The sequence below is a fragment of the Roseburia sp. AF42-8 genome (assembly GCF_003435965.1).
Classification (GTDB): domain Bacteria; phylum Bacillota; class Clostridia; order Lachnospirales; family Lachnospiraceae; genus Roseburia_C; species Roseburia_C amylophila.
Genome location: NZ_QTVB01000009.1, coordinates 66637 through 88761 on the forward strand (window position 1 = coordinate 66637; position 22125 = coordinate 88761).

Consider the following 22125-nt stretch of genomic DNA (forward strand, 5'->3'; position numbering starts at 1 on the left):
ATGAAGAAACAGGATTTTAAGGTGTTAAAGACCAAAGACTTGTACCCGTTTCCCGACAATCCGTTTCATGTGGCAGAGGATGAAACGCTGTCAGAATTAGCGGAAAGCATCAAGGAATTTGGCATTGTCACGCCGATAATCACACGCCCGAAAGAGGACGGGAACGGCTATGAAGTGATTGCAGGGCAGCGGCGTGTCCGTGCGTCTGAACTTGCAGGGATAAATACCGTGCCTGCGTTTGTCCTGCCCTTAGACCGTGACCGAGCCATCATCACCCTTGTAGACAGTAATTTACAGCGTGAGAATATCCTGCCATCAGAGCGGGCGTTTGCCTACAAGATGAAATCCGAAGCCATGAAGCGGCAGGGTTTCCGCACAGACTTAACCTCGTCACAAGTTGTGACGAAGTTGCGGACGGACGACAAGGTGGCACAGGGCTTCGGCGTAGGCAGGATGACCGTACAAAGATTTATCCGTTTGACGGAACTGATACCGCCGATTTTGCGGATGGTGGACGAGGGGAAAATCGCCCTCACGCCTGCGGTGGAACTGTCCTTTTTGAAGAAAGACGAGCAGGAAAACCTCTTTGCCACGATGGAGAGCGAAGAAGCAACGCCCTCACTCTCACAGGCACAGCGGATGAAAAGCCTAAGCCAGAGCGGGCGGCTTGACATGGATACGATATTTGCAATTATGACGGAGGAAAAGGGAAACCAGAAAGAAACCTTGAAAATCAACACAAGCAAGCTGAAAAAGTATTTTCCGAAGAACACAACGCCGAAGCAGATGGAGGAAACCATCATTAAACTTTTGGAGCGTGAATTGCAGAGGAAACGGGGCAGGGACAGCCGCTAATCTTCTCTTTTCGGGAGGTAAATGCAGAAAATTGAGGTATGAAGAATGAAAGAAATCCAGTATGAGATTGTAAAGGAAATCGCCGTATTGTCTAAGGGCGACAGCGGCTACACAAAAGAAATCAATCTTATCTCATGGAACGGAAGAGAGCCGAAATATGACATCCGCAGCTTTTCCCCGAACCGTGAGAAGTGCGGAAAGGGTATCACGTTGAACGCTGATGAAGCAGCAGCACTCCTTGAAGCATTACAGAAAGAAGTAAACAGCGGGGATTGATGGTATCTGATTGACAGGGCGGGGCGTTTCCAGACGTTCTCCTGCCCTGTCTGGAAAGGAAGATTTAAGTATGGGCGAGGATAAGAAAGCAGATAAAAAGAGAAATCGTATCGTGCCGAAAGCACCAGTTCAGATGATAATCAGCCGTGAATATGTCGGCACGCAGACAGTCACAGAAGCGTTTATCCCGATTATTTCCGAGGATATTCGGAAGAAGATTGCCGAGGGCGACACCTTCGACAATGAGGGGCTGTCCGCTTAGAATGTACGCAATGGAACATGAAAACAGATAGGACAGATATGGAGGTTTTACAGTATGGCAGGAATAAGAATGGAGAACAAGATTTATGAAGTCGGCATGTACTGCCGCTTGTCAAAAGACGATGGCACGGATAACGAGAGTGCGAGCATTGCGACACAGAAATCCATCCTCACGGATTATGTGAAAAAGCAGGGATGGCACTTAGCAAAAACGTATGTGGACGACGGTTACTCTGGTACAAATTTCCAAAGACCAAGTTTCCAGAACATGATTAAGGACATTGAAAGCGGTCTGATAAACTGCGTTATCACGAAAGATTTATCTCGTCTGGGGAGGAACTATCTTGATTGCGGACTGTATCTGGAAGTGTTTTTCCCAGAGCATAATGTGAGGTATATAGCGGTCAATGACGGCGTGGACACGCTCAATAAATCCGCTATGGACATCACGCCTTTCCGCAACATCCTAAACGAAATGTATTCCGCCGATGTGTCGGTCAAGATAAAATCGGCGTACCGAGCGAGGTTTCAGCAGGGGAAATTCATGGGGACGACAGCACCATACGGTTACGTCAAAGACCCCGCCGACCACAACCATCTGCTGATAGATGACAAAGTTGCCCATGTGGTAAGGGAAATATTTGACCTTGCGTTAGCGGGCAACGGAATCGCCAAAATCCGCAAGCACATCAACAAACAGCATATCTTACGCCCCGCCGCTTATGCGGCGGAGCAGGGGGCAACAGGCTATGAGAGGTATTTTGAGGAGAATGAGGAGAACCGTTATATTTGGAGCGAGAACAGCGTAAGGGGCATTTTAAGAAGCCCGATATATGCGGGAAACCTTGCAGGCTACAAGCGGATTGCCGCCAACATGAAAAGCAAGAAACGCCCCTCTAAGCTGCCCGAAGAATGGGAAGTGATACCAGACACCCATGAGGGGATAGTCACGCAGGAGGAATTTGATACCGTACAGCAGCTTATTACAAGCCGCAGATTACCAGAAAACAAGGGCGGCTTTGAGAACATCTTTGCAGGCGTTATTAAGTGTGCGGACTGCGGCTATGCGATGCGGGCTATGAGTGCCAACAGGAGGAAACGCCCCGACATCATCGACTGCGTACAATATTCCTGCAATAATTATGGCAGATACGGTAATATCATGTGTACCGCACACAGCATTGAAGCGAGGGACTTGTTCAACGCTGTCCTCACCGACATCAACCGATTTGCGGATATGGCAGTCAATGATGAAAAGGCAGTGAGGGCGATTGAAAAGCGGCTCACGGAAACAGACCAGAGCAAGGCAAAGGCACTGGAAAAGGAGCAAAGAAAACTGAACAAACGCCTTGCAGAACTGGACAGGCTGTTTTCCTCACTCTATGAAGATAAGGTGATGGAGCGTATTACCGAGCGGAATTTTGAGATGATGTCGGGAAAATACCAGAAAGAACAGCTTGAAATTGAAGCAAGGCTGAAAGAGGTAACGGAAACGCTCAGCGACAGCTATGAGAAGACGCAGGGTGTCCGTGATTTCCTCTCCCTAATCCGCAACTATCAAGGCATTAAGGAACTGGACGCAACCATCATAAACGCACTTATAGACAAGATACTTGTTTCGGAACGTGAGAAACTTACAGACGGAATGGTGCGGCAGGAAATCAAGATTTATTATAAATTCATCGGCTTTGTCGGTGAATTACATATCACACCGACAAAGCGGTGGACTGCGTTAAAGCCTAAGAATTGTACGGTGTGCGGTGTTGAATATGTTCCCCGCTCTGGCATATCGAAGTATTGTCCTGCTTGTGCCAAGAAGATACAGAGGGAGAAATCAAACGAGAGCAAACGCAGGAGCAGGGAGCGAAACAGACAGGCATGTATTGAACTGTCCGCAAAAAATGACCGACTGATATTGAACAGCAGGAGGGAAGAATCTTACGACAGGGCAACCAGAATGATAAGGTCAAGATATTTCGTTATGTTACGGAAGGTACGTTTGATAGTTACTCATGGCAGCTCATTGAGAATAAGCAGAAATTCATCGGACAGATCATGACCAGTAAATCCCCGGTGCGAAGCTGTGAGGATGTGGATGAAGCGGCACTTTCCTATGCAGAGGTCAAGGCACTTGCCACAGGCAATCCCTATATAAAAGAAAAAATGGATCTCGATATTCAGGTATCAAAGCTGAAACTGATGAAGGCAAACCATACCAGTCAGAAGTACAGGCTGGAGGATAACATCACACAGCATTATCCGCACCAGATCGCTGTTTTTAAGGAGCGTATCGAAGGCTTTACTGCCGATATGGAAAAATATGCGAAAAATAAGCCGGAGGATAAGGAGCAGTTCTTTATGCAGGTGGGCGGAAAGCCATACACCGATAAGAAGGAAGCTGGAACTGCGATCATAGCCATGTGTAAGGAAATCAAAGGCATCAATGCCAGTGCGGATGTAGGGGAATATCTTGGATTTAAGTTGAATGTAACCTTTGATTCTTTTAACAATAAGTTTGTGATGAATGTCAAAGGTGCCATGAGCCACCCGATGGAAGTAGGCTCTGATCCGCTTGGAAATATCACAAGAATCAACAATGTACTGGAAGCCATGCCAGTACAGCTTGAGGAAGCACAGATGAAGCTATCCAATGTGAAACATCAGCTTGAAACAGCAAAAGCAGAGGTAGACAAGCCATTTCCACAGGAAGCAGAACTTGCCGAGAAACTGGAGCGTCTGGCAGAGCTTAATTCTTTACTCAACATGGATGAAAAGGGCGATGATGCGATTGGTATGGATGATGAAGCCGCAGAACCGGAAAAACCACAGGAAACTGTGAAAACAGTGGATAACAAAAGGGACGAGGTCGCAGATATGCCAGCAAAGCAGAGTAATCTTGGGAAAACGGCTATGGGTGGTAAGCTGTCAGACCGACCGGCAGAACGGACTTCATTGCAAGAAAAACTCGCAGCAATGAAGGCAAGGGTGTCCGGGACACCTGCAGGAAGGGATGCAGCGGATAAGGCAAAGAAAAAAGAAGAAATATTATAGGAAAATCTATTTTATTCCTACGTTTATTCCCAACCTGTCAGCATTATTTGGGTTGGGAATATTAAAAAGTGTTATAGCAGTTTATGTAAGGGCAGTCTGTAGTGGCTGCCTTTTATCGTACAAGATGGAGGTCGTTTATGGCAGACAACAATACAGAAAAACAGCGTGTGCAGGAGCTTACGAACAAACTGGAGCAGGGATTGCAGGACTTATTCAACAGCGATAGTTACCGCAATTATCTTAGTACAATGTCAAAATTTCATAATTACAGTTTTAACAACACGCTCTTAATTGCGATGCAAAAGCCTGACGCTACGTTAGTGGCCGGATACAAGGCTTGGCAGAAAAATTTTGAGCGTCATGTAAATAAAGGGGAAAAGGCAATCCGTATCCTTGCACCTGCACCCTATAAAATCAAAGAGGAGAGGGACAAGATTGATCCGGTCACACAAGAACTTTTACTTGATAAAGACGGAAATCCGCAGAAAGAGGAAGTCGAGATAACAATTCCGGCATTCCGGGCAGTATCCGTTTTTGACCTATCTCAGACGGACGGAAAGCCGATACCGGAACTTACAGCAAAGGAGCTTCTTTCAGATGTGGAAGGCTATCAGGATATGATTCGTGCGGTAGAAGCTATTTCGCCAGTACCGATTGAACTGGAGGAGATAGCCGGAGATTCCAAAGGCTACTATGACAGGGAAGCAAAGCGGATTGCGGTGCAGGAAAACATGAGCGAGAGCCAGACCTTAAAGACCATGATCCATGAGGTGGCTCATTCCAAGCTGCACAGCAAGGAAGTGGAGCAGGATGAGCAGATGCGAAAAGACCGCAATACTAAAGAGGTGGAAGCGGAGAGTGTGGCGTACACCGTTTGTCAGCATTTTGGTGTAGATACCTCTGATTATTCTTTTGGGTATATTGCAGGATGGAGCAGCGGAAGAGACACCAAAGAACTTAGATCTTCCATGGACACGATACGGAGAACCGCTTCGGAGCTGATTACCGGGATAGAGGAACAATTACAGGAATTGCAAAGGGACAGGGAAGTATCACAGGAACAGACAAAGGAAAGTATTCTGCTCATACAGAATACTGATCTTTCAGAGTTTAGTCTGCTTGATGTTTATGGTATGGACAGACCGGAACTGATGCAGGCACTATCAGAAATGACGGATGACGACAAATTGAGCATACAGGCGTATTTGGAAAGCAGGGGTGCATGGACAACGGAAATCGGCAATCAGGATTCTAGAGAGTATGGAGAGTATCATCTGGATGTGCGTTATAACACGGATACGGATGAGCTGATTGATATGAAGGAGAAAAAGGCAGTCTATGATAAGTCAATGGAGCCAATCAATGCCGATGATGTGGTTGTCAAGTTCGCTTCCGCCTTTGAAAGCGAATGGGAGGTCTTAAAAATCACAAATATGTCGAGGGAAGATGTCGGAAAAATGCTCAAAGATATGGCTTCTCTTGATGAAAATGAATGGGATGGCAATTACCTTGAATATATGGAAAAACGGGGAGCGGAAATCACGTTACTTGCGTCCAGTAGTAAGGGATTAAATGGAAATCTGCCAGACTTTTGGGATTATGAATACGATTTTGATGAAGGGCTTACGGATGTGGAGGAACTGTCTGCCATGCAACAGGCAGAGTATATCATTAACCGGTTGGAGCATGGACAGCCTGCCTTTTCTGATGATGAAAGAAATCTGATTGTAAATTATGCCTACAAGCTGGGGAACATTGAAAAAACAAGGGAGCTTGCAGAACATATCTATGCACAGGAAGTGGATGGAAATCAGGATGTCGCATTAGCAATGATTGATGCACAGGCAGAAATCGACACACTCCCGGATAGCATGGTAGGTGTACCTGAAATGCAGGAATATGGTTATACATGGAATGAAATGCTTCCGTTGACGCAGGAGAGAGCATTGAAGCTGTTCGACGATGATTTGCCTGTGTATCTTCTGCATACGGATGGTTCAGAGACTACTGTGTCCGACAGAAAACAGATTACAGAACATGACGGGATGTGTGGCATTGAAAAAGGGGACTGGCTGAATGAACGAAAGCTCCAGATGATGCAGGAAGAACTTTCAGAGAGTGATTCCAACAGGGAAGCACAGCTTTTGTATGGAAATACCGATAAATATGGCATTTATCAGTTGAAGGATGATCCTGAACTGGATAAGTTTCGCTTTGAAGGAACGGAAAGCCTGAAGCGTATGGGAATAACCAAAGATAATTTTGATGCTGTATTGCCGGAAAATTATAAGCTCGTGTATATGGGAGAACTGACGGAATTGCAGGGACAGACACAGTCGGAAACATTAGAAGCAATCTATACAAAGTTCAATATTGACCACCCGGCAGATTATAAGGCTCATTCGCTTTCAGTCAGCGACATTGTAGTATTGCATGAGGATGGCGAGAACAGCGCACACTTTGTTGATTCTTTTGGATTTACGGAACTGCCGAAGTTTATGCTGACATTGGAAGGCAAGGAGAACGAAATACAGACAGAGCTTGCGGTACATATCGCAGACCGTTATATCCTTATGCATGAATGTGATGAAGGATACGATTACTCCATTCTGAATGAACAGTATCACTTGCTAGATGGCGGTGTTTATGACAATCCGGATATTACGATTCAAAGAGCAATGGATATGGTAATTGCAGACCTGAAAGAACCACGCTTTTCAGCGGTTACAGAGCAGTATTATCGTGACGAATATTTGCAGGGCGAAGTATATGCGGGTTCTGAGGTTGAGATTGTAGATTACGAGGAGCTTTCAGAGAAAGCGGAACAAGTGGAGCAGGCTGAATTGGAAGCACGACAGGCAGAATTTAGAGAGAACAATCCAGATGTGGTTGCAGATTTCCGTGCAAAGACAGAGGAGCTTTTTCACAGTCTTGACGGGCAGAGTGCAGAGGATATTGAAAAGACGGTATATGCTTATGTGCAGTCGCAGATAGACGAGTACGGTCTGGATGCAGAAATTGTGGATGTGGTAGTAGCCGGAAGCCGTTGCAGAGGTATCGAAAAGGAAAATTCGGATTTGGATGTGGTTGTGGAATACACCGGTTCCACCAGAGAAGATGATCTTTTCAATATGCTTCATGAGGACAGCATTTACATTGCAGGTATTCAGGTAGATATTAACCCGATTACAGAGGGCAAAACCGGAACGCTGGAGACATATTTGCCGGAGGTGGAAACCTACCTGCAGGAGAAGGCACAGCAGGAACAGATCAACAATCAGCTTGTCACGCAGGGGAGAGAAAACGCACTGGAACAGCAACCGGAAAAAGAAAAAATAGCAGAAGAAAATATAATATCGGAACTGGAAAAAGAGCCTGTGATTGAACCAGAGACAGTTCATATCACATTTACAGTTGCGGAGTGTGGAGAATTTCATAATATGGGCGAATACCATGAGGGCATCGAAACGATTGAGGAAGCAATAAAGATCTACAATGCCATTGATCCTTCCCGTATGAATGGGATTCCTCGATTGGTGTCAATATGCACATTGAGGGGACAGAAGAATGGGAAGATGAGCAGGTAGACATTGTAAGCGGCAAGTGCATTGATGTTGATTTCCTGAATTATACACCGGAGCTTCGTGATACTCCAAAGGTACAGGATGCAATTAAAAAGCTGATTGCGGCATATCCGGAGAAAGATGTAATTGATGTGGAGACAAAAGAGCAGAAGATACAGACACTTGCGGCAGAGCTTGACCAGTTATCTCAGGACATTGATCCGTATGGTTATGCCGACACCGTATCAGATAGAGAAGCACAGGTACTTATGATTGCAGATGATATAAGAAATGGCAACATTGAACCGTTTCAGGATTTCTTGCAGACTGCCATAGAGGAAGGGACGGACGAGGACAGCGAAAGACAGGCAAAAGAACTGCTTGCAAAGCTGGCTGAGTATAAACCTCTTGCCAAGATCGAGGAGATTGAGGAGCAGAATTATAACATGATTGATGACAGACTCAACAATGGCGTGGAGAAATTCAATCGTGAGGAAGAAAAGAAAGAACAGCAGGAAAAGCCACAGGCACGTTCTTCTCTAAAAGAGCGGCTTGCTGCCAAACAGAAAGAAGTGGCGCAGGGAAAGAATAAAGATGCCAAGGAACAGGATAAGACTAAAAAGACGAACAGGGAGGAAATATAGGAATATGAATCATCCATTTACAACGGTAGAAGAAATCAACTTCATGTGTGTTTTTGGGACATCAGACAGAATGAAAATGATGGAAGAAATCAGACGGGCAATGCTGCACATAAAGGACAGTGATATGGAGGAGCTTGCTGGGCAGGTGTTGAGAAAGCTAGATGGAATGACAGATAAGGAATTTTTGAAAATTTCTTTAGAAGCAGCAGAAGAATAGCAGTAGTAAGTGGGTAGGTAGTCGGTTGCAATGGCTGGCTACCTGCTTTTTATTTTACAATCATAAAATTGATTGTGAAAAATCGTTGGGTAAGTTATAATTTCGGTATGCGTTTTGATATTAGAAAAACAAACATTTTATAAAAAATAATTGGAAATCATAGACAGTTTGGAGGTCTTAGTGTGAAAAACGAAAAATTGGAAATCATAGAAAGTAATGAGTTTCAAAGTTTATTTGATAAATCAAAGAAATTGATTGACAGTGCCAGAAGTAATATGGGACAAATGGCAAATGCAATTACGGTTCTTACCAGTTTTTTGCTGGGAAGATATATTGTAGAGCAGGAACAACAGGGAGCAGAAAGAGCTAAGTATGGAGCAAAAGTCCTGGATTCCTTGTCATCATATTTGACAGAAGAATACGGAAGAGGTTTCTCAAGAAGTAATGTTGCGGGAATGCGGCAGTTCTATATGGCTTACAAAGACAGAGAGAATGAAATTATCCAATCGGGAATTGGACAATTTGAACAGGCTTTTGGAATTGTCCAATCAGGAATTGGACAATTAGAAACGGCATACAAAAAAATACCATTTAAGCTGAGTTGGACACATTATCAGATACTTATGCGTATAGAGGATAAGGACGAAAGAGACTTTTATGAAAAGGAAGCAATACGTTCTAACTGGAATGTAAGCACCTTGAAAAGACAATTTCACTCCAGTTTGTATGAAAGGCTTGCATTGAGCAGGGATAAAAATGATGTGATGCGATTGGCAAATGAAGGTGCCGTTCCGCAGAAAGCAGAAGATATTTTACATACTCCGTATGTACTGGAATTTGCAGGGCTGGAGGATAAAGCAGCATATCATGAAAGTGATCTGGAATCGGCAGTAATTGGGAAAATGCAGAAGTTTCTTTTGGAGTTGGGGAAAGGATTTCTCTTTGAACAGCGCCAAAAGAGATTTACATTTAATGACAAAAATTTTTATGTTGATCTGGTTTTGTATAACAGACTGTTAAGGTGCTATGTCTTGATTGATTTTAAGATTGATGAGCTTACACATCAGGATTTAGGACAGATGCAGATGTATGTAAACTATTATGACCGGTATGAGAAAATTGAGGGAGAAAATCCGACGATTGGTATCTTACTCTGTAAGCAAAGTGATGAGGCTCTTGTCGATTTAACACTCCCGGAAAATGCCAATATTTATGCAAAAGAGTATAAATTATATTTGCCGGATAAAAAGCTGTTACAGAAAAAGCTAAAAGAATGGTTAGATGAAGAACAGAATTGATTCAGAGGGGAGAGTGCTATCTGATGGGATAGCATTCTCCCCTATTGTTTTATAAGCTGTGATTTTTGTTTTTTGTCTGTTGTTCCTGCACCGGATTGGCTTGTGTTTGACTGAGGTATTGATTCAGATTTTCCAGTTTTCGGTTTAATGATTGAACCTCTTTTTCACATTTCTTGTAGGTGGAAGTCATTTCATTTTTCTGTTTCATCAGTTCCTGATATTCCGCTTTTAGCTTATCAACATTCAATCCTTTTAAGTTTATCCCAGTCTGCTCAAGTACACGTCGTGCACCGCCATATAGAATGAGCTGGCTTTCGTATCGGCGGAAATATGCGTCTGGGTTCTTTGACTTTTTGTAGGCGATGTGATAGGAGCGGTTGGTTTTGTACTGTTCGGCATATTTGATGATTTCTGCAAGGTCTTTCATGCGGTGTTCCAGTTTCACAACGCTCTGTTTGGCAGATTTTCCCGCTTCGGTTTTCACAGTAATCTGATGCTTCAGATCGGAGAGAGAACCAACTTCATTATAGCTTTGTGTAGCAATCTTCAAATTCTCGATAGTTGCCCATTGTTGGAGTCCGGGACTGTTTTGAAATTTTTCATCCGAGGTATCAATGAGCCTGCGGGCAGAGTAGTCTTTTTTCGGAATAACAGATTTTCGCTCACGCTTCATTTCGATGCGTTCTCGGATACGTTCCTTTGTGTATTCCTTACCAAGCGATTTCGTACTGCCATGGACAAAACGTTCTTTATCCAGAGGACGGAAAGAGATGTATTTGGCAGCACCTTCTTCAAAAGATTCCCCTTTAATTTCATATCCTTTGGCTCTCATTAAAAGTAAAAAATCTTCGTATGTGGAAGCTGACTTGATGCAAAAATTGATGTCCCTTCTAAGCTGGGTTTTCCAAGTAGAGCCATTCTGATCAGACTGCCATTCTTTGTATTTTTTACCACGTTCACCACCCGGAATGATGATGGAAAGGTTATGCGCTTTGCATAGTTCATCACTCAGTTTCCGTATGTGGTAATACGACTGTTTGCAGTCGTGATATTTGTTATGCTCGATGTTATCAGCAGCACAAAATATGATGTGATTATGAATATGTCCTTTATCAATGTGTGTGGTGAGAACATACGAATATTTCCCTTCTAAAACCTTGTCAGCAAGTTCTTTTCCAATGCGGTGAGCTTCCTCATAACTGACTTCTCCCGGAGCAAAAGCCTGTATCAGATGATAGGCTTTGTTAGGACTGTTCTCTCTGCAGTGGTCGAGGGTATATTTGAAGTCATAAGCTGCGGTTTCCGGAGAACAGGCATAAGAGGAAACGAACATTTTTTCATCGGTCTTTTCGGGGTTGCAGATGTAGTCTATCGCTTTATCAACGGTTGCTTTGATAGCATGGATTTTTGTGTACGCCATACTTTATTCATCAACTCCTTTACTTCGTTTATATCCTCTTGATAAATGTTTCCGGTGCTGTTTACCCTCTTTGCGATCTGGTTTAAATTGGAGCTGATACGTCCCAACTCCGTATTGTAATTTCGCAGGTAACTGTAATCAACATCATACACATATCCATATAAGATCAGCTTGCGCAGGAACGCAGACATACTCTTCATGCCGGATGCTTTGAATTTGGTGTTGAGGATGTATTGCTCATCATTGCTGAGATAAAATTGCACCGGATTGGTGCGGTTTCGATTTGCCATTTCTGCCACTTCCTTTCTCTCTTTTGGGTACAAAAAAACTGCTGTAAAATGTTCGATTTTTACAACAGTTCGTTTCAGGTTTTATTCAGTTTTGGGCGCAATCACCCACAGCAGATTGTAGCAAAAGCGGCAGGAAAGGTCAAGGTATTCCACAGGAAAACCGAAGAAAAAATAAAAGAGGGTTAGGGACACTTCCCTATGGAAATTCATACGCACAGACGATAGGAAAGTGTGGGAAATTTCGCCTGTGTCATGACACAGGCAGTGCTTGCTATGGTTGTTTTCGACACTCCCGGAGGGTGTGTCGGCTGTATTTAAGATTACTTAAGTTTTATGACACAACTAAGTCACAAGTCTGTAGTATAGTTATTAAAATGGAGGATTGTATCAATGCAGAAGATATTGATTGTTGAAGATGAGGAAGCAATAGCTAATTTAATTAAGATAAATCTTTCAGCGGAAGGATACCGCTGCACCTGTGCCTATGATGGAAAGACAGGCGCAGATTATATCGAAAGGGAAACTTTCGATTTGATTTTGTTAGACATCATGCTGCCGGAAATTGATGGTTATGAGTTATTGGAATATATTAAACCGAGTGGTACACCCGTGATTTTTTTGACTGCTAAAGGCGCTTTGAATGACCGTATCAGGGGATTAAAACTCGGAGCGGATGATTATATTGTGAAACCATTCCAGATAGGGGAACTATTGGCACGAGTGGAAGCGCTGCTTAGAAGATATGGGAAGATAAATAAAAAGTTGTCTTTTGGGGACATAGAAATTGATATAGTTTCCAGAACGGTCAGTAAATCTGGAGTGCCAGTTGAACTGACGGCGAAAGAATTTGATTTGTTAGTAGAGCTTGTACAAAACAAGAATGTAGCTTTATACCGGGAGAGATTATATGAAAAGGTATGGGGAGAGGTATTTATGGGAGATACCCGAACATTGGATTCACATATTCAGCGATTGAGGAGAAAATTAAATTGGGAGAAAGAAATCAAGACCGTATTCCGTGTGGGATATAGGCTGGAGGGAAATGAATGAAATTATTTCATAAAATATTTCTGTGTTTCATGCTGATTTTTGGAATTACTTTTCAGACAGCCGGTTTTTTATTGATAGATTTTGCGTCCAGGAATGCAATCAGTCAGGAAAAGAAATATGCTTTTCAGGATTTCCAGTACAATAAATACATACTGCAATCTATTCTTTATTCCGAACCCGATTTTTTTGAAAAGGAAGAAACTGAGCTTGCGGGTATTTCAAGTAATTTTACTGTTCCTATAGCTGTATATGGAATAGATGGAGAGTATCTTTTTTCCAATATAGCGATGCAACCGTGGGAACTTGATGTTCACGAAGAAGATGATGATAGGATATCCTTTCGGATTTGTGAAAAAGCGGGAGAAAGTTATATTTTTGTATATGATTATGTCAGACAGGACGAAAATAGCATGTATCTGATTACACAGACCGACATCAGTTCAGTGATAGATGCACAGAAAAGTATGATGGTCTATTTTCAGAAGTTATATATAGTTCTTTTATTTATCAGTTTTCCAGTGATATTCCTGCTGACAAAAGTAATTACAGCCTCCATAAAGAAAGTGGGAAAAGTAGCAAGGAGGATTGCAGGAGGGGAGTATTCTGAAAGAATCAGAACAAAAGGAAAGGATGAAATTGGTGAACTGGCATCTGATTTTAATCTGATGGCAGAGCAAGTAGAAGAAAAGATTGCCGAATTGTCAGATGTGGCAAGGCAGAAAGAAGATTTTACAGCGAATTTTGCGCATGAGTTGAAAACTCCATTGACATCCGTAATTGGCTATGCAGATATGTTGTACCAGCGTGATTTGCCCAGGGAAGAAGTAAAGAGTGCTGCCGGATATATATTGAATGAAGGTATGAGGCTTGAGTCTCTGTCGTTGAAATTGATGGATTTATTTGTGCTGGACAAGCAGGACTTCTTCTTAGAACCGTTATCTGTACAGGAAATGTTTGAAAATTTGCGGCAGGGCATAGAACCTGTATGCGAAAAGAATAGGGTGGCGTTGCATTTGGAATTAGAAGAGAGTTGTATAGAAGTAGATTTTGACCTTTTCAAGACAATGATATTAAATCTGGTGGATAATGCAGTAAAGGCGGATTGCGAAGATATATGGATTAGAGGAAAGCAGAGTAAGAATTTTTATCAGATTATGATAAAAGATAATGGAAAAGGGATACCGGTGGATGAACTTGGGCGGATTACAGAGGCTTTTTATATGGTGGATAAGTCCAGATCAAGGAAACAGCATGGGGCAGGACTTGGAATGGCTCTGGTGGCAAAGATCGTGGAAATACATAGGGCAAAGATGAAAATAGAAAGTGATGGAAGAACAGGAACTGAGATTAACATAGCATTCCGTCTGCAGGAGGGAAAACTGGATGAATAAAGCATATAAATATACGCTTTTTACTGTATTTCTTTCTCTTGTTTTTGCTTTTGGCAGCATGGTAGGAATGAATTTTATCTTGGAAGCAAGGGAAAAACAAATGTTGACGGAAAATGGGAGAGTTGTGGTGGAAGCACCTGTCCGGGCATGGCAGAAAGAGGAGGATAGAGAGGAAAGAGAAAACTTGGGAAATTCTGATCAGGAAAACTATATACTTACAATGGAACAAGTAGCAGAGGCAATTGGCAGTTGGAACAGCCGGACGGGTGAGACTGTGCATAATCCGGTGGTGGGACAAATTTCCATGGCGGAGGCAATACAGAAAGGGGAAATGTGGTTGTCAGATATGGGGATAGAAGCAAACGAACAGGAGTCGGATGTACATTTTGTGAATGCCACATTGGGTGTTCCAAAGCAGAATGAATTGTCCGGTCAATTGGAGCCATATTATAGTTTCTGGACGGTACAGTTTTCGGGTGAGGTAGTGAATGCGATATTGTATATCAATGCTGTTACAGGGAAAATACTGGGTGCAGAAGTTTCTTTATATAGGAATTTGCCGGATAAGTTGCCTGTTGAGAAGCTAAGTCTGTTTGTGGAATTGGCAGGATTGCAAGAAAGTGATACGGAAACAGTATTTGACCCTGATGGAACATCAGCATTTTTGGAGATGGCCGACAGTCGGTTATGTGCAGAGATGGAATTTCAGCGCAGGCAAAATGGATATTTCGACTTGACCCAATACGGACAGGACAGTATGGGCGCCAACCCAGATCTATATTATAATGAATATGCGGTCATTACTTATAAATTAGCGGTAATGGGAGAATAAAATTTCTTAAAGAGAATATATTTTACAACTTTAACACAACTTTGCCGAAAGTAAGTCACAATACCCAGATAGGATGTAAATGTATCCTGTCTGGGCATTTTTGATTTTGCGACGATTTATCAAGGCAAACGGGTTGGAAATAGGCATAAGGAGGCATGGAAATGGAGTTACAGGTAAAACATCTGTGTAAACGCTATGGGAGAAAAGAGGCGCTTCAGGATGTCAGTTTTACGTTGCAGAAGGGCATCTACGGACTGTTAGGCGAGAACGGAGCGGGGAAAAGCACACTCATGCGGATGATGGCTACTGTGGATTTCCCGACCAAAGGAGAAATACAGTATAATGGAAAAGATATATTTGCGATGGATGAGGAATATAGGGGTCTGATTGGATATATGCCTCAGAATTACAGTGTCTATCCCGGATTTACCGCAAGAGACTTTCTGGAGTATATGGGAGTTTTGAAAGGAATCCCAAAAGGTAGGCTTGAATCAAGAATAAATGAAGTCCTGGAATTTGTAAACCTTTCAGATGTTGCAGGGAAAAAGGTAAAAACCTTTTCTGGGGGTATGAAGCGCAGGATTGGGATTGCACAGGCAATCATCAATGAGCCGGAGATATTGATATTTGATGAACCCACTGCAGGTCTTGATCCTACGGAGCGTATTCGATTCTCCAATATTATCAGTGACATGGGAAAGGACAAAATAGTTCTGTTGTCAACCCATATTGTCTCTGATATTGAGGCAATCGCAAATGAAATTGTGGTAGTGAAGAAAGGGAACATTTTGAAGACAGGAAATGTGAATGAGATTGTCAAGAGTGTAAAGGGACAGGTATGGGAGACGGTTGTAAGTCATGAAGTGTACCAAAAATTGCGAATGGAGCGGGCGGTAATCCATTTAAAACAGATGGGGAAAGAAGTGCAGGTGCGTTTTGTGGGAGAACAATATCCTGGTGTGGAGAATTATCAGGCAGAGCCGACATTGGAAGATTACTATATCTTTGCAGGTGGCGCTAATGCTTAGTAAATGAGATTTATAATAAATAATTTTGAAGTAAACGGAGGCAGTGAAAAACGATGAAGAGAAAAAAGATATTTTCAGGGTTGGTATTATTTGCAATGGTTATGAGCATAACCGCCTGTGCAATGGGTAAAGACGATACATCGGAAGTTCAGATTATGCAGACGGAATCAATTTCTACAGAAAAGGGAAATGATGAGCAGAAGGAAACGACTTCACATGATACTCAGAACAGTGAAATGCAAGATAGTGAAAATCAGGCGACAGAGATGCAGCAGTCTGAAAAACAGGAGCCACAACAGCTCGAAACGTGGGAATCACAGCAGCAGGTGCAGGATGAGGCAGATGCAGATTTGGAAGAAAGGCTTGCTCAGTATCGTGAGGAAAGGGAAGGTATGACAAATGTTGCAATGGGTAACGGAGTGTCAGGATACGGTGCCCCCAATGCAGATAATTTTGGCTTTCAGGCAGATACAGCGGATTATATGCAGAATTTTGATTCCAGAGAGTTGAATAAGGCTTATGAAACAGCAAAAAAATATGTGACAGAGACTCTGGCAATTTCTGTTGAAACAAAGGCAGTTGTATATCCTTGTATTGATTCAAGAATTACCGAAATATATGAAGCAGAGGATAAGGGTGTGGCAGATGGCTATGATTCAAAGAATATTTTTGTCTGTGAATACTGTGATAATGGAACTTGGCAGTATTTAATTCTTGTGAGGGATGGAAAAGACAGCGGCTGGAGTGTAATTCATCATGGCGGTTCTTATAAGGAATAATGGAGGACTGAAAATTGAAGGACTTAATCAGACTGGAATATAAAAAAATGTGGAATGGGATATCCTTGGTTTCCCTTGTGGCATTAAGTGTCCTTACCATACTTTTTGCTATTGTTACACTGAATCTCCAGTACAGAACCATAGACTCAGATGGAAATATGGTAAAAGGACTGGCTTCATTCCGGACATTAAAAGAGGTATCAGAGGATTTGGAGGGGGTACTGAATGGGGAGTATATCCGGGGATTGATTGAAAAGTACGATGCTAGTTATGATAAGGCATATCTGGCTGAAAATCGAGGCTTTTTGGGAACAGGAGGCATGACAAAATATATCGTGTCTAATTATGTGATCAATTACGCTTATTATGGTCCTTATATGTCTAATGGAAATGAAAAAGTAGGGCTGGATTACGATTTTTTGGATTCCGAGGAAAACTTTTACCATAAATATAAAGAGGCGGTACTGGAGCAGCTTTTGTATGTGAATGAAGAAAATGGGTTGTTCCCGTATTCGGCGAAGCAGACTTCTATATTGGGGCAGAAGATCCAGAATATAAAAACTCCTTTCCGGATTGCCTACCACACGGGTTGGGCTAATGTGTTTGGGTATTTTGGTATGGAATATCCCGTCTTTTTTATCATTCTTGCATTCTGCTTGTCTGGATGTTATGCGAAAGACAGCACAAATGGTATGGATGAACTGACGCTAGCTTCTATATGTGGAAGAAAAAGGGACATGCAAGCAAGATGGATTGCAGGAAATCTGTTTGCTGTCGCGTCCTACTTGATTTACGTTGGGATACTTATTGTGGTACATGGAGGGATAGCAAGTCTTCATGGTCTGGGAGCTTCTGCACAGACGTTTTGGTTTGAGTGCCTCCATAATTTCAGCGTAGGGACTGCACTGCTGATTGTATTTTTTTGTGGGTTGGCAGGAGCATTGGTTATGGCAAACTTAGTGATGTTCTTGTCTATAAAGATAAAAAATGCAAAGATTGCTGCGGTTTTAGGCATTATTGCAGTGGTTCTGATGTTCCGGCAGGCATCCACATATAGCCAGATTAAAATGTTCAATCCGCTGCAGTTTAAAGAGAGTGCATTGTTGACAGATTTTCTGTTTATTGGGAATACAATGATTCCATATTTTGTAATAGCCCTTTTCTTAAGTGCGTCATATATAGCCGTTTTGTGGCTGGTTCTACGGCTTTCCTATAAAAGGTATCGGTTGAATTAATAGAGAGGCGGCACAACATAATGTCAATGTAGAAAATGAGGTGACGTAAGATGATAGAAATTATAAAAATTGAGAGCAAAAGGATTTTAAGTAAAGAAAAGTTCCTGTTGTTTCTGGCAATTGTGTTCCTGTTTTCTGTTTGCAGCACATATATCTCCCTACGAGGTTATATGGTGCCGGATATAGATGGGATTGCTATCACCTGGCAAGAAAACCTTGCTCATGCAAAGAAAAACCTGCAGGGAAAAAACATAGACCGGGAGTTGATTGAGTCTGTACGGCAGCGGGAGAATTTTATCTATGTTGATGAAAACAGTCTGGAAGAGATTGTCAGGTTAAACTATGAGGGGGAATCCATTCGAAAATTGACAGATGCGGAAGTAGGCAGTTTTTATCAAACACGCCTTTCAAGAATCAGGACTATGTTGGAAGAAAACCAGTATATACAATATACGCAGGAAGAAGAGGATCATTTTTTGCAGAAGGCGAAAGAGCTTTCCGAGATACCCTTTGGCTATGCAGAGGGATGGAAAACATTGAATAGGGATATGGGAATATTTGTCCCATTGTTATTCATAGTTATATCAGTCCTGCTGCTTCCGCTTTTTGGAACTGACCCGAAGGTAAGCATGAACGAACTGTATCGGTCATCCAAATATGGGAAGAACCCTCTGGATACGGCAAGGATACTGACGGCATTTATAGTGGGGATAGCATTATACGCTTTGGGAATGATTTTGTTTTTTGCAATAAAGATGATGCCTTTTGGGCTAGACGGAGGAACTCAGTATATCCAGAGCAATATGACGACATTTTTTTCACTATATAATATTACATACCTGCAACAGTATTTCATTAACGTAACGATTGGTTGTATCGCACTCTTGTTCGTTATTTGTCTGCTTCTCTTCATTACGATAGTTATGGAGAAAATAATGAACAGTGCGGTAGTGTTTACATTTTTTTGGATTACGTTATTACTTTTTGATCAGATGTATCTATGGCATGTAAACCATTATTTTGCAAATTTCATGCCATTAAGAATGACTTCTTTTTCACATTATTATATTGGCAATGAGATATACAGGATATGTGGATACACGCTATCATGCATGACCTGGAGCATTTTGTTATCAAGTCTGCTTGCAGGAATTCTATTGTTATCGGCGATAGGATGGGAAAAAGTGAAGAGGAAAAAAGGATTGTATTAACCCTAAGAGCGGGTTTGAAAAAAGGGAATAATTTACGAGGAAAAACGGGGGTGGTAGACAATGATGGAAAAACCAGGAGGGGAGAGAGAAGAAAGAGAAAGCAGTCAGGAAATGGGCTATTTCTTATTGTTCTCATGATACTTTTGGCTATACTTACATCCTGCATTAGAAATATGAAAGCGGAATTGGAAGAAATGCAGATCATGCTGAAGCGAATAGAGGTCTTACAGTATGGAAGCGTTGAAACTACAGCCCAAACGGAAGAAAAAACGGATTTTGTAGGCAGCATTGACATAATAGATGTAGAAAAGCCTGTACAGCGTACGTGGACAGAAACGCTGCAAAGACTGGACGAATTAGGGCAGATAAATCCGGTTATTGAGGAAATCAGTAAAAACAACTCTCTCTATCCGGAAAGTATGCTGACAGCTTTGGCAAATAATCCAGAGATGGCAGATTTTGTATCAGGATATTTGGATGAAAATGGGAGAACTGTAGAAGGACTGACTTATTTAGAAAGGGAACAGGAATATCCGCTATTTCTTCAATGGGATACCAGATGGGGATATTTACCCTATGGTGATGACAGCATCATTGGATTGTCGGGATGCGGCCCAACATGTATGTCAATGATTTTATACTATCTAACTGATGATGAAGCGCTTACACCGGATAAACTTGCCGCCTATGCTATGAGCAATAATTATTATGCGGAGGGAATAGGAACAGCATGGGTATTTATGGAAGATGTTCCTCTGTTATATGGGATTAAAGTAAGTGAGCCGAGAGTAACAGAGCGTGCCATAAAAGCTGAACTGGATAAGGGTGCTGTTATCATATGTGCAATGGGTGAAGGAGATTTCACTGTGTCGGGACATTTTATCGTAATATACGGCTATGATGAAACGGGATTTAAAGTGAATGATCCAAACTGTGTAGCAAGGAGTCGGAAAAGATGGGCTTTTAATGAAATAGAGCAGCAGATTAAAAAGATTTGGACTTATGAAAGATAATGGATGAAAGTAGGGGGTGAGCTTTTGTGGATAAAGTGAATTTAGCAACATTATGTCTAAACCTTTATGAAGGAATGGAAGATTGTTTTGCGGGGTGTAGTTATTCTGTTAAGCCGATGCCAAAGGATGAAGCGTTTAATAGGGAAATAGTCATTGGGGAATACATATATTGCGCATTACAAACGATAGTGAGAGAGATGATACGAGTATTCGGTAAACAGAATAATGAAATTACAATATCAACCTATCGAGCAGGAATTGTGATTCTGGGACTAGAGATTTCAAATAAAGAGTTAACGGATTTGTGTTTGTCAGATGGAAGTAAATTCATTATACAGCAGTCAAGGCTTGGTCTGGCACTGGCATTTCTCAAGCTGGAGCAAGTAAAAATAGAGCAGTTTTTTGGAGCACATGGGGACGGGATTGCATTTGGTTTATCAAGTTAAAGGACAATACTATATGAAATTTCACTGCAGTTACTTATGAAATAGAGACATCTTTAAAATCCAGTTAAAAATAAAGGAGAGGCCATGAATAAGTTGATTAGTGATCATGAAGATGAAAAAGTAGACGAGTTGATCGGAAAAGTGCTAAACGAGAGAGCAGAAAAGATAAATGTACCGGATGGAATGAAAGAAGAAATTGATGAAAGAATAGGGAGGACGTACACTATGCGTAAAAATGTAAATAAGAAAATAGGCGTCTACATATTGACAGGAATTATCTTAATTGCAGTCATTATTGCAATAACAGTAATCACAATAGGGAAAAAGATCCCGCAAAGCAGCGAAGTTTCCAATCCAACATTTACCGATGAGAATGGTGAGGTATATGTTGCAGCTTTTTTAAAAGGTATGACAGAAAGCACAATAACCGTAGATTTGATCGAGTTCATTACGGATGATAATGAGGAAAGGATAAGGGAACTGAACATTATGGAAGATGATATGCCGGATGGTTACTATATATATAATCCGGATGAACAAACCGTTGTATGGGAATTAAATATGCAAACAGTATATAAGTTTATTGACTGGAATGGGGATTTTACAGGCTCCGAATATCCGGAAGAATATACTACGACGGATGTTCAGGAGTTCATGAAATACGTTGAGACATATGAAGATGCTGCACCTGGGATGCCCTTTTTCTTTCAAGTGGAGGATGGTGTAGTAAGACTTGTCTTGGAAAAAGCTATTGCATAGCATAGTGATATAAGTGCGTTTGGCAATATACCTGTTATGGCAGTAGGGGATGATAGGAGATGATTATTTTGGGAAGATAATGGTTCTGACGTTTAATGATAACGAAGAAGATCTGTTTCAACGCATTATGTCCTATGTTAATATAGGCACAAAGTGTTTGGCGGTTGTAGATACTCATAAAAATATTTTAAGGTTCGGAGAATTAGAGATTAACGAGAGCAAACGTATCATAACTAAGAAAAACTCAGAAATTGAATTGACCTTTATTGAATTTGAGATTATCTTACTGCTTGCTCAAAATGCTGGAACGATTTTCAGCAAAGAGCAAATCTATGATATTGTCTGGAAAGAACCATATTCCGGTGACTATAATATTGTTATGAGCCATATCCGGAACATCAGAGAAAAGATAGAGGATAATCCGAGTAAACCGTTCTATATACAGACGGTATGGGGAGTAGGTTATCGTTTTAACAAAAATTTAAGCAGTGGTCTGTAGGCGAAAA

22 protein-coding genes are annotated in these 22125 nt (G+C 41.7%); 20 read left to right on the forward strand and 2 right to left on the reverse strand.

What is annotated here, in order from left to right:
- The 9 genes from DW059_RS05850 to DW059_RS05885 all read left to right on the forward strand — a co-directional run bounded on the left by DW059_RS05850 (position 1) and on the right by DW059_RS05885 (position 10165).
- Entirely contained in the window at positions 1 to 855 is an 855-nt protein-coding gene (locus DW059_RS05850; protein WP_002596257.1) for a ParB/RepB/Spo0J family partition protein, read from the forward strand.
- A gap of 45 nt (positions 856 to 900) precedes the next feature.
- A complete protein-coding gene (locus DW059_RS05855; protein ID WP_002596258.1) occupies positions 901 to 1131 on the forward strand; it encodes a YdbC family protein in 231 nt (76 codons plus the stop codon).
- Between the two features lie 70 nt (positions 1132 to 1201).
- Positions 1202 to 1393 (forward strand): stage II sporulation protein R, encoded by a 192-nt coding sequence (locus DW059_RS05860; RefSeq protein ID WP_117698139.1) that lies wholly within the window; start codon positions 1202 to 1204, stop codon positions 1391 to 1393.
- A gap of 54 nt (positions 1394 to 1447) precedes the next feature.
- Positions 1448 to 3451, forward strand: coding sequence for a recombinase family protein (locus DW059_RS05865; protein ID WP_117698140.1), 2004 nt, complete (start codon positions 1448 to 1450; stop codon positions 3449 to 3451).
- Positions 3448 to 4443: a helicase gene (locus DW059_RS05870; protein ID WP_117698141.1), complete on the forward strand. Its 996-nt coding sequence runs from the start codon at positions 3448 to 3450 to the stop codon at positions 4441 to 4443. The genes DW059_RS05865 and DW059_RS05870 overlap by 4 nt, the downstream gene beginning before the upstream one ends.
- A 137-nt stretch (positions 4444 to 4580) precedes the next feature.
- On the forward strand, positions 4581 to 8030 hold the full coding sequence (locus DW059_RS05875; protein ID WP_442969765.1) for a YodL domain-containing protein: 3450 nt from the start codon (positions 4581 to 4583) through the stop codon (positions 8028 to 8030).
- A complete protein-coding gene (locus DW059_RS17800; RefSeq protein ID WP_330408299.1) occupies positions 7988 to 8650 on the forward strand; it encodes a DUF4316 domain-containing protein in 663 nt (220 codons plus the stop codon). Before DW059_RS05875 ends, DW059_RS17800 begins: the two co-directional genes overlap by 43 nt.
- 4 nt (positions 8651 to 8654) lie before the next feature.
- Positions 8655 to 8867, forward strand: coding sequence for a transposon-transfer assisting family protein (locus tag DW059_RS05880; RefSeq protein ID WP_117698142.1), 213 nt, complete (start codon positions 8655 to 8657; stop codon positions 8865 to 8867).
- Between the two features lie 182 nt (positions 8868 to 9049).
- The gene (locus DW059_RS05885) at positions 9050 to 10165 is read left to right on the forward strand and encodes a PDDEXK nuclease domain-containing protein (protein ID WP_117698143.1); all 1116 of its coding nucleotides are present in this window, start codon (positions 9050 to 9052) and stop codon (positions 10163 to 10165) included.
- Positions 10166 to 10214: 49 nt separating this feature from the next.
- Here DW059_RS05885 and DW059_RS05890 read toward each other — a convergent pair whose 3' ends face one another.
- Positions 10215 to 11585, reverse strand: coding sequence for a relaxase/mobilization nuclease domain-containing protein (locus DW059_RS05890; RefSeq protein ID WP_117698144.1), 1371 nt, complete (start codon positions 11583 to 11585; stop codon positions 10215 to 10217).
- Entirely contained in the window at positions 11534 to 11875 is a 342-nt protein-coding gene (locus tag DW059_RS05895) for a MobC family plasmid mobilization relaxosome protein (RefSeq protein WP_117698145.1), read from the reverse strand. Before DW059_RS05895 ends, DW059_RS05890 begins: the two co-directional genes overlap by 52 nt.
- Before the next feature lie 390 nt (positions 11876 to 12265).
- Here DW059_RS05895 and DW059_RS05900 point away from each other — a divergent pair, with 390 nt between their 5' ends.
- The 11 genes from DW059_RS05900 (at position 12266) to DW059_RS05945 (ending at position 22118) form a co-directional block, all read left to right on the forward strand.
- Positions 12266 to 12925, forward strand: coding sequence for a response regulator transcription factor (locus tag DW059_RS05900; protein ID WP_117698146.1), 660 nt, complete (start codon positions 12266 to 12268; stop codon positions 12923 to 12925).
- A complete protein-coding gene (locus DW059_RS05905) occupies positions 12922 to 14316 on the forward strand; it encodes a sensor histidine kinase (RefSeq protein WP_117698147.1) in 1395 nt (464 codons plus the stop codon). The genes DW059_RS05900 and DW059_RS05905 overlap by 4 nt, the downstream gene beginning before the upstream one ends.
- Positions 14309 to 15148: a hypothetical protein gene (locus tag DW059_RS05910; protein WP_117698148.1), complete on the forward strand. Its 840-nt coding sequence runs from the start codon at positions 14309 to 14311 to the stop codon at positions 15146 to 15148. The genes DW059_RS05905 and DW059_RS05910 overlap by 8 nt, the downstream gene beginning before the upstream one ends.
- Positions 15149 to 15309: 161 nt before the next feature.
- Positions 15310 to 16176, forward strand: a complete 867-nt coding sequence (locus DW059_RS05915) for an ABC transporter ATP-binding protein (protein WP_117698149.1) — start codon at positions 15310 to 15312, stop codon at positions 16174 to 16176.
- A gap of 53 nt (positions 16177 to 16229) precedes the next feature.
- Positions 16230 to 16955: a hypothetical protein gene (locus DW059_RS05920; protein WP_117698150.1), complete on the forward strand. Its 726-nt coding sequence runs from the start codon at positions 16230 to 16232 to the stop codon at positions 16953 to 16955.
- Positions 16956 to 16969: 14 nt separating this feature from the next.
- Positions 16970 to 18190, forward strand: a complete 1221-nt coding sequence (locus DW059_RS05925) for a hypothetical protein (RefSeq protein ID WP_117698151.1) — start codon at positions 16970 to 16972, stop codon at positions 18188 to 18190.
- 170 nt (positions 18191 to 18360) lie between these two features.
- The gene (locus tag DW059_RS15880) at positions 18361 to 19401 is read left to right on the forward strand and encodes a hypothetical protein (protein WP_158552049.1); all 1041 of its coding nucleotides are present in this window, start codon (positions 18361 to 18363) and stop codon (positions 19399 to 19401) included.
- A 203-nt stretch (positions 19402 to 19604) separates the two neighbouring features.
- Positions 19605 to 20414, forward strand: coding sequence for a C39 family peptidase (locus DW059_RS05930; RefSeq protein ID WP_158552051.1), 810 nt, complete (start codon positions 19605 to 19607; stop codon positions 20412 to 20414).
- A 26-nt stretch (positions 20415 to 20440) separates the two neighbouring features.
- On the forward strand, positions 20441 to 20860 hold the full coding sequence (locus tag DW059_RS05935; RefSeq protein WP_117698153.1) for a hypothetical protein: 420 nt from the start codon (positions 20441 to 20443) through the stop codon (positions 20858 to 20860).
- 84 nt (positions 20861 to 20944) lie between these two features.
- On the forward strand, positions 20945 to 21619 hold the full coding sequence (locus DW059_RS05940; RefSeq protein ID WP_117698154.1) for a hypothetical protein: 675 nt from the start codon (positions 20945 to 20947) through the stop codon (positions 21617 to 21619).
- Between the two features lie 49 nt (positions 21620 to 21668).
- Complete coding sequence (locus DW059_RS05945; protein ID WP_242986139.1) at positions 21669 to 22118, forward strand: winged helix-turn-helix domain-containing protein; 450 nt, start codon at positions 21669 to 21671, stop codon at positions 22116 to 22118.
- Positions 22119 to 22125: the final 7 nt, after the last annotated feature.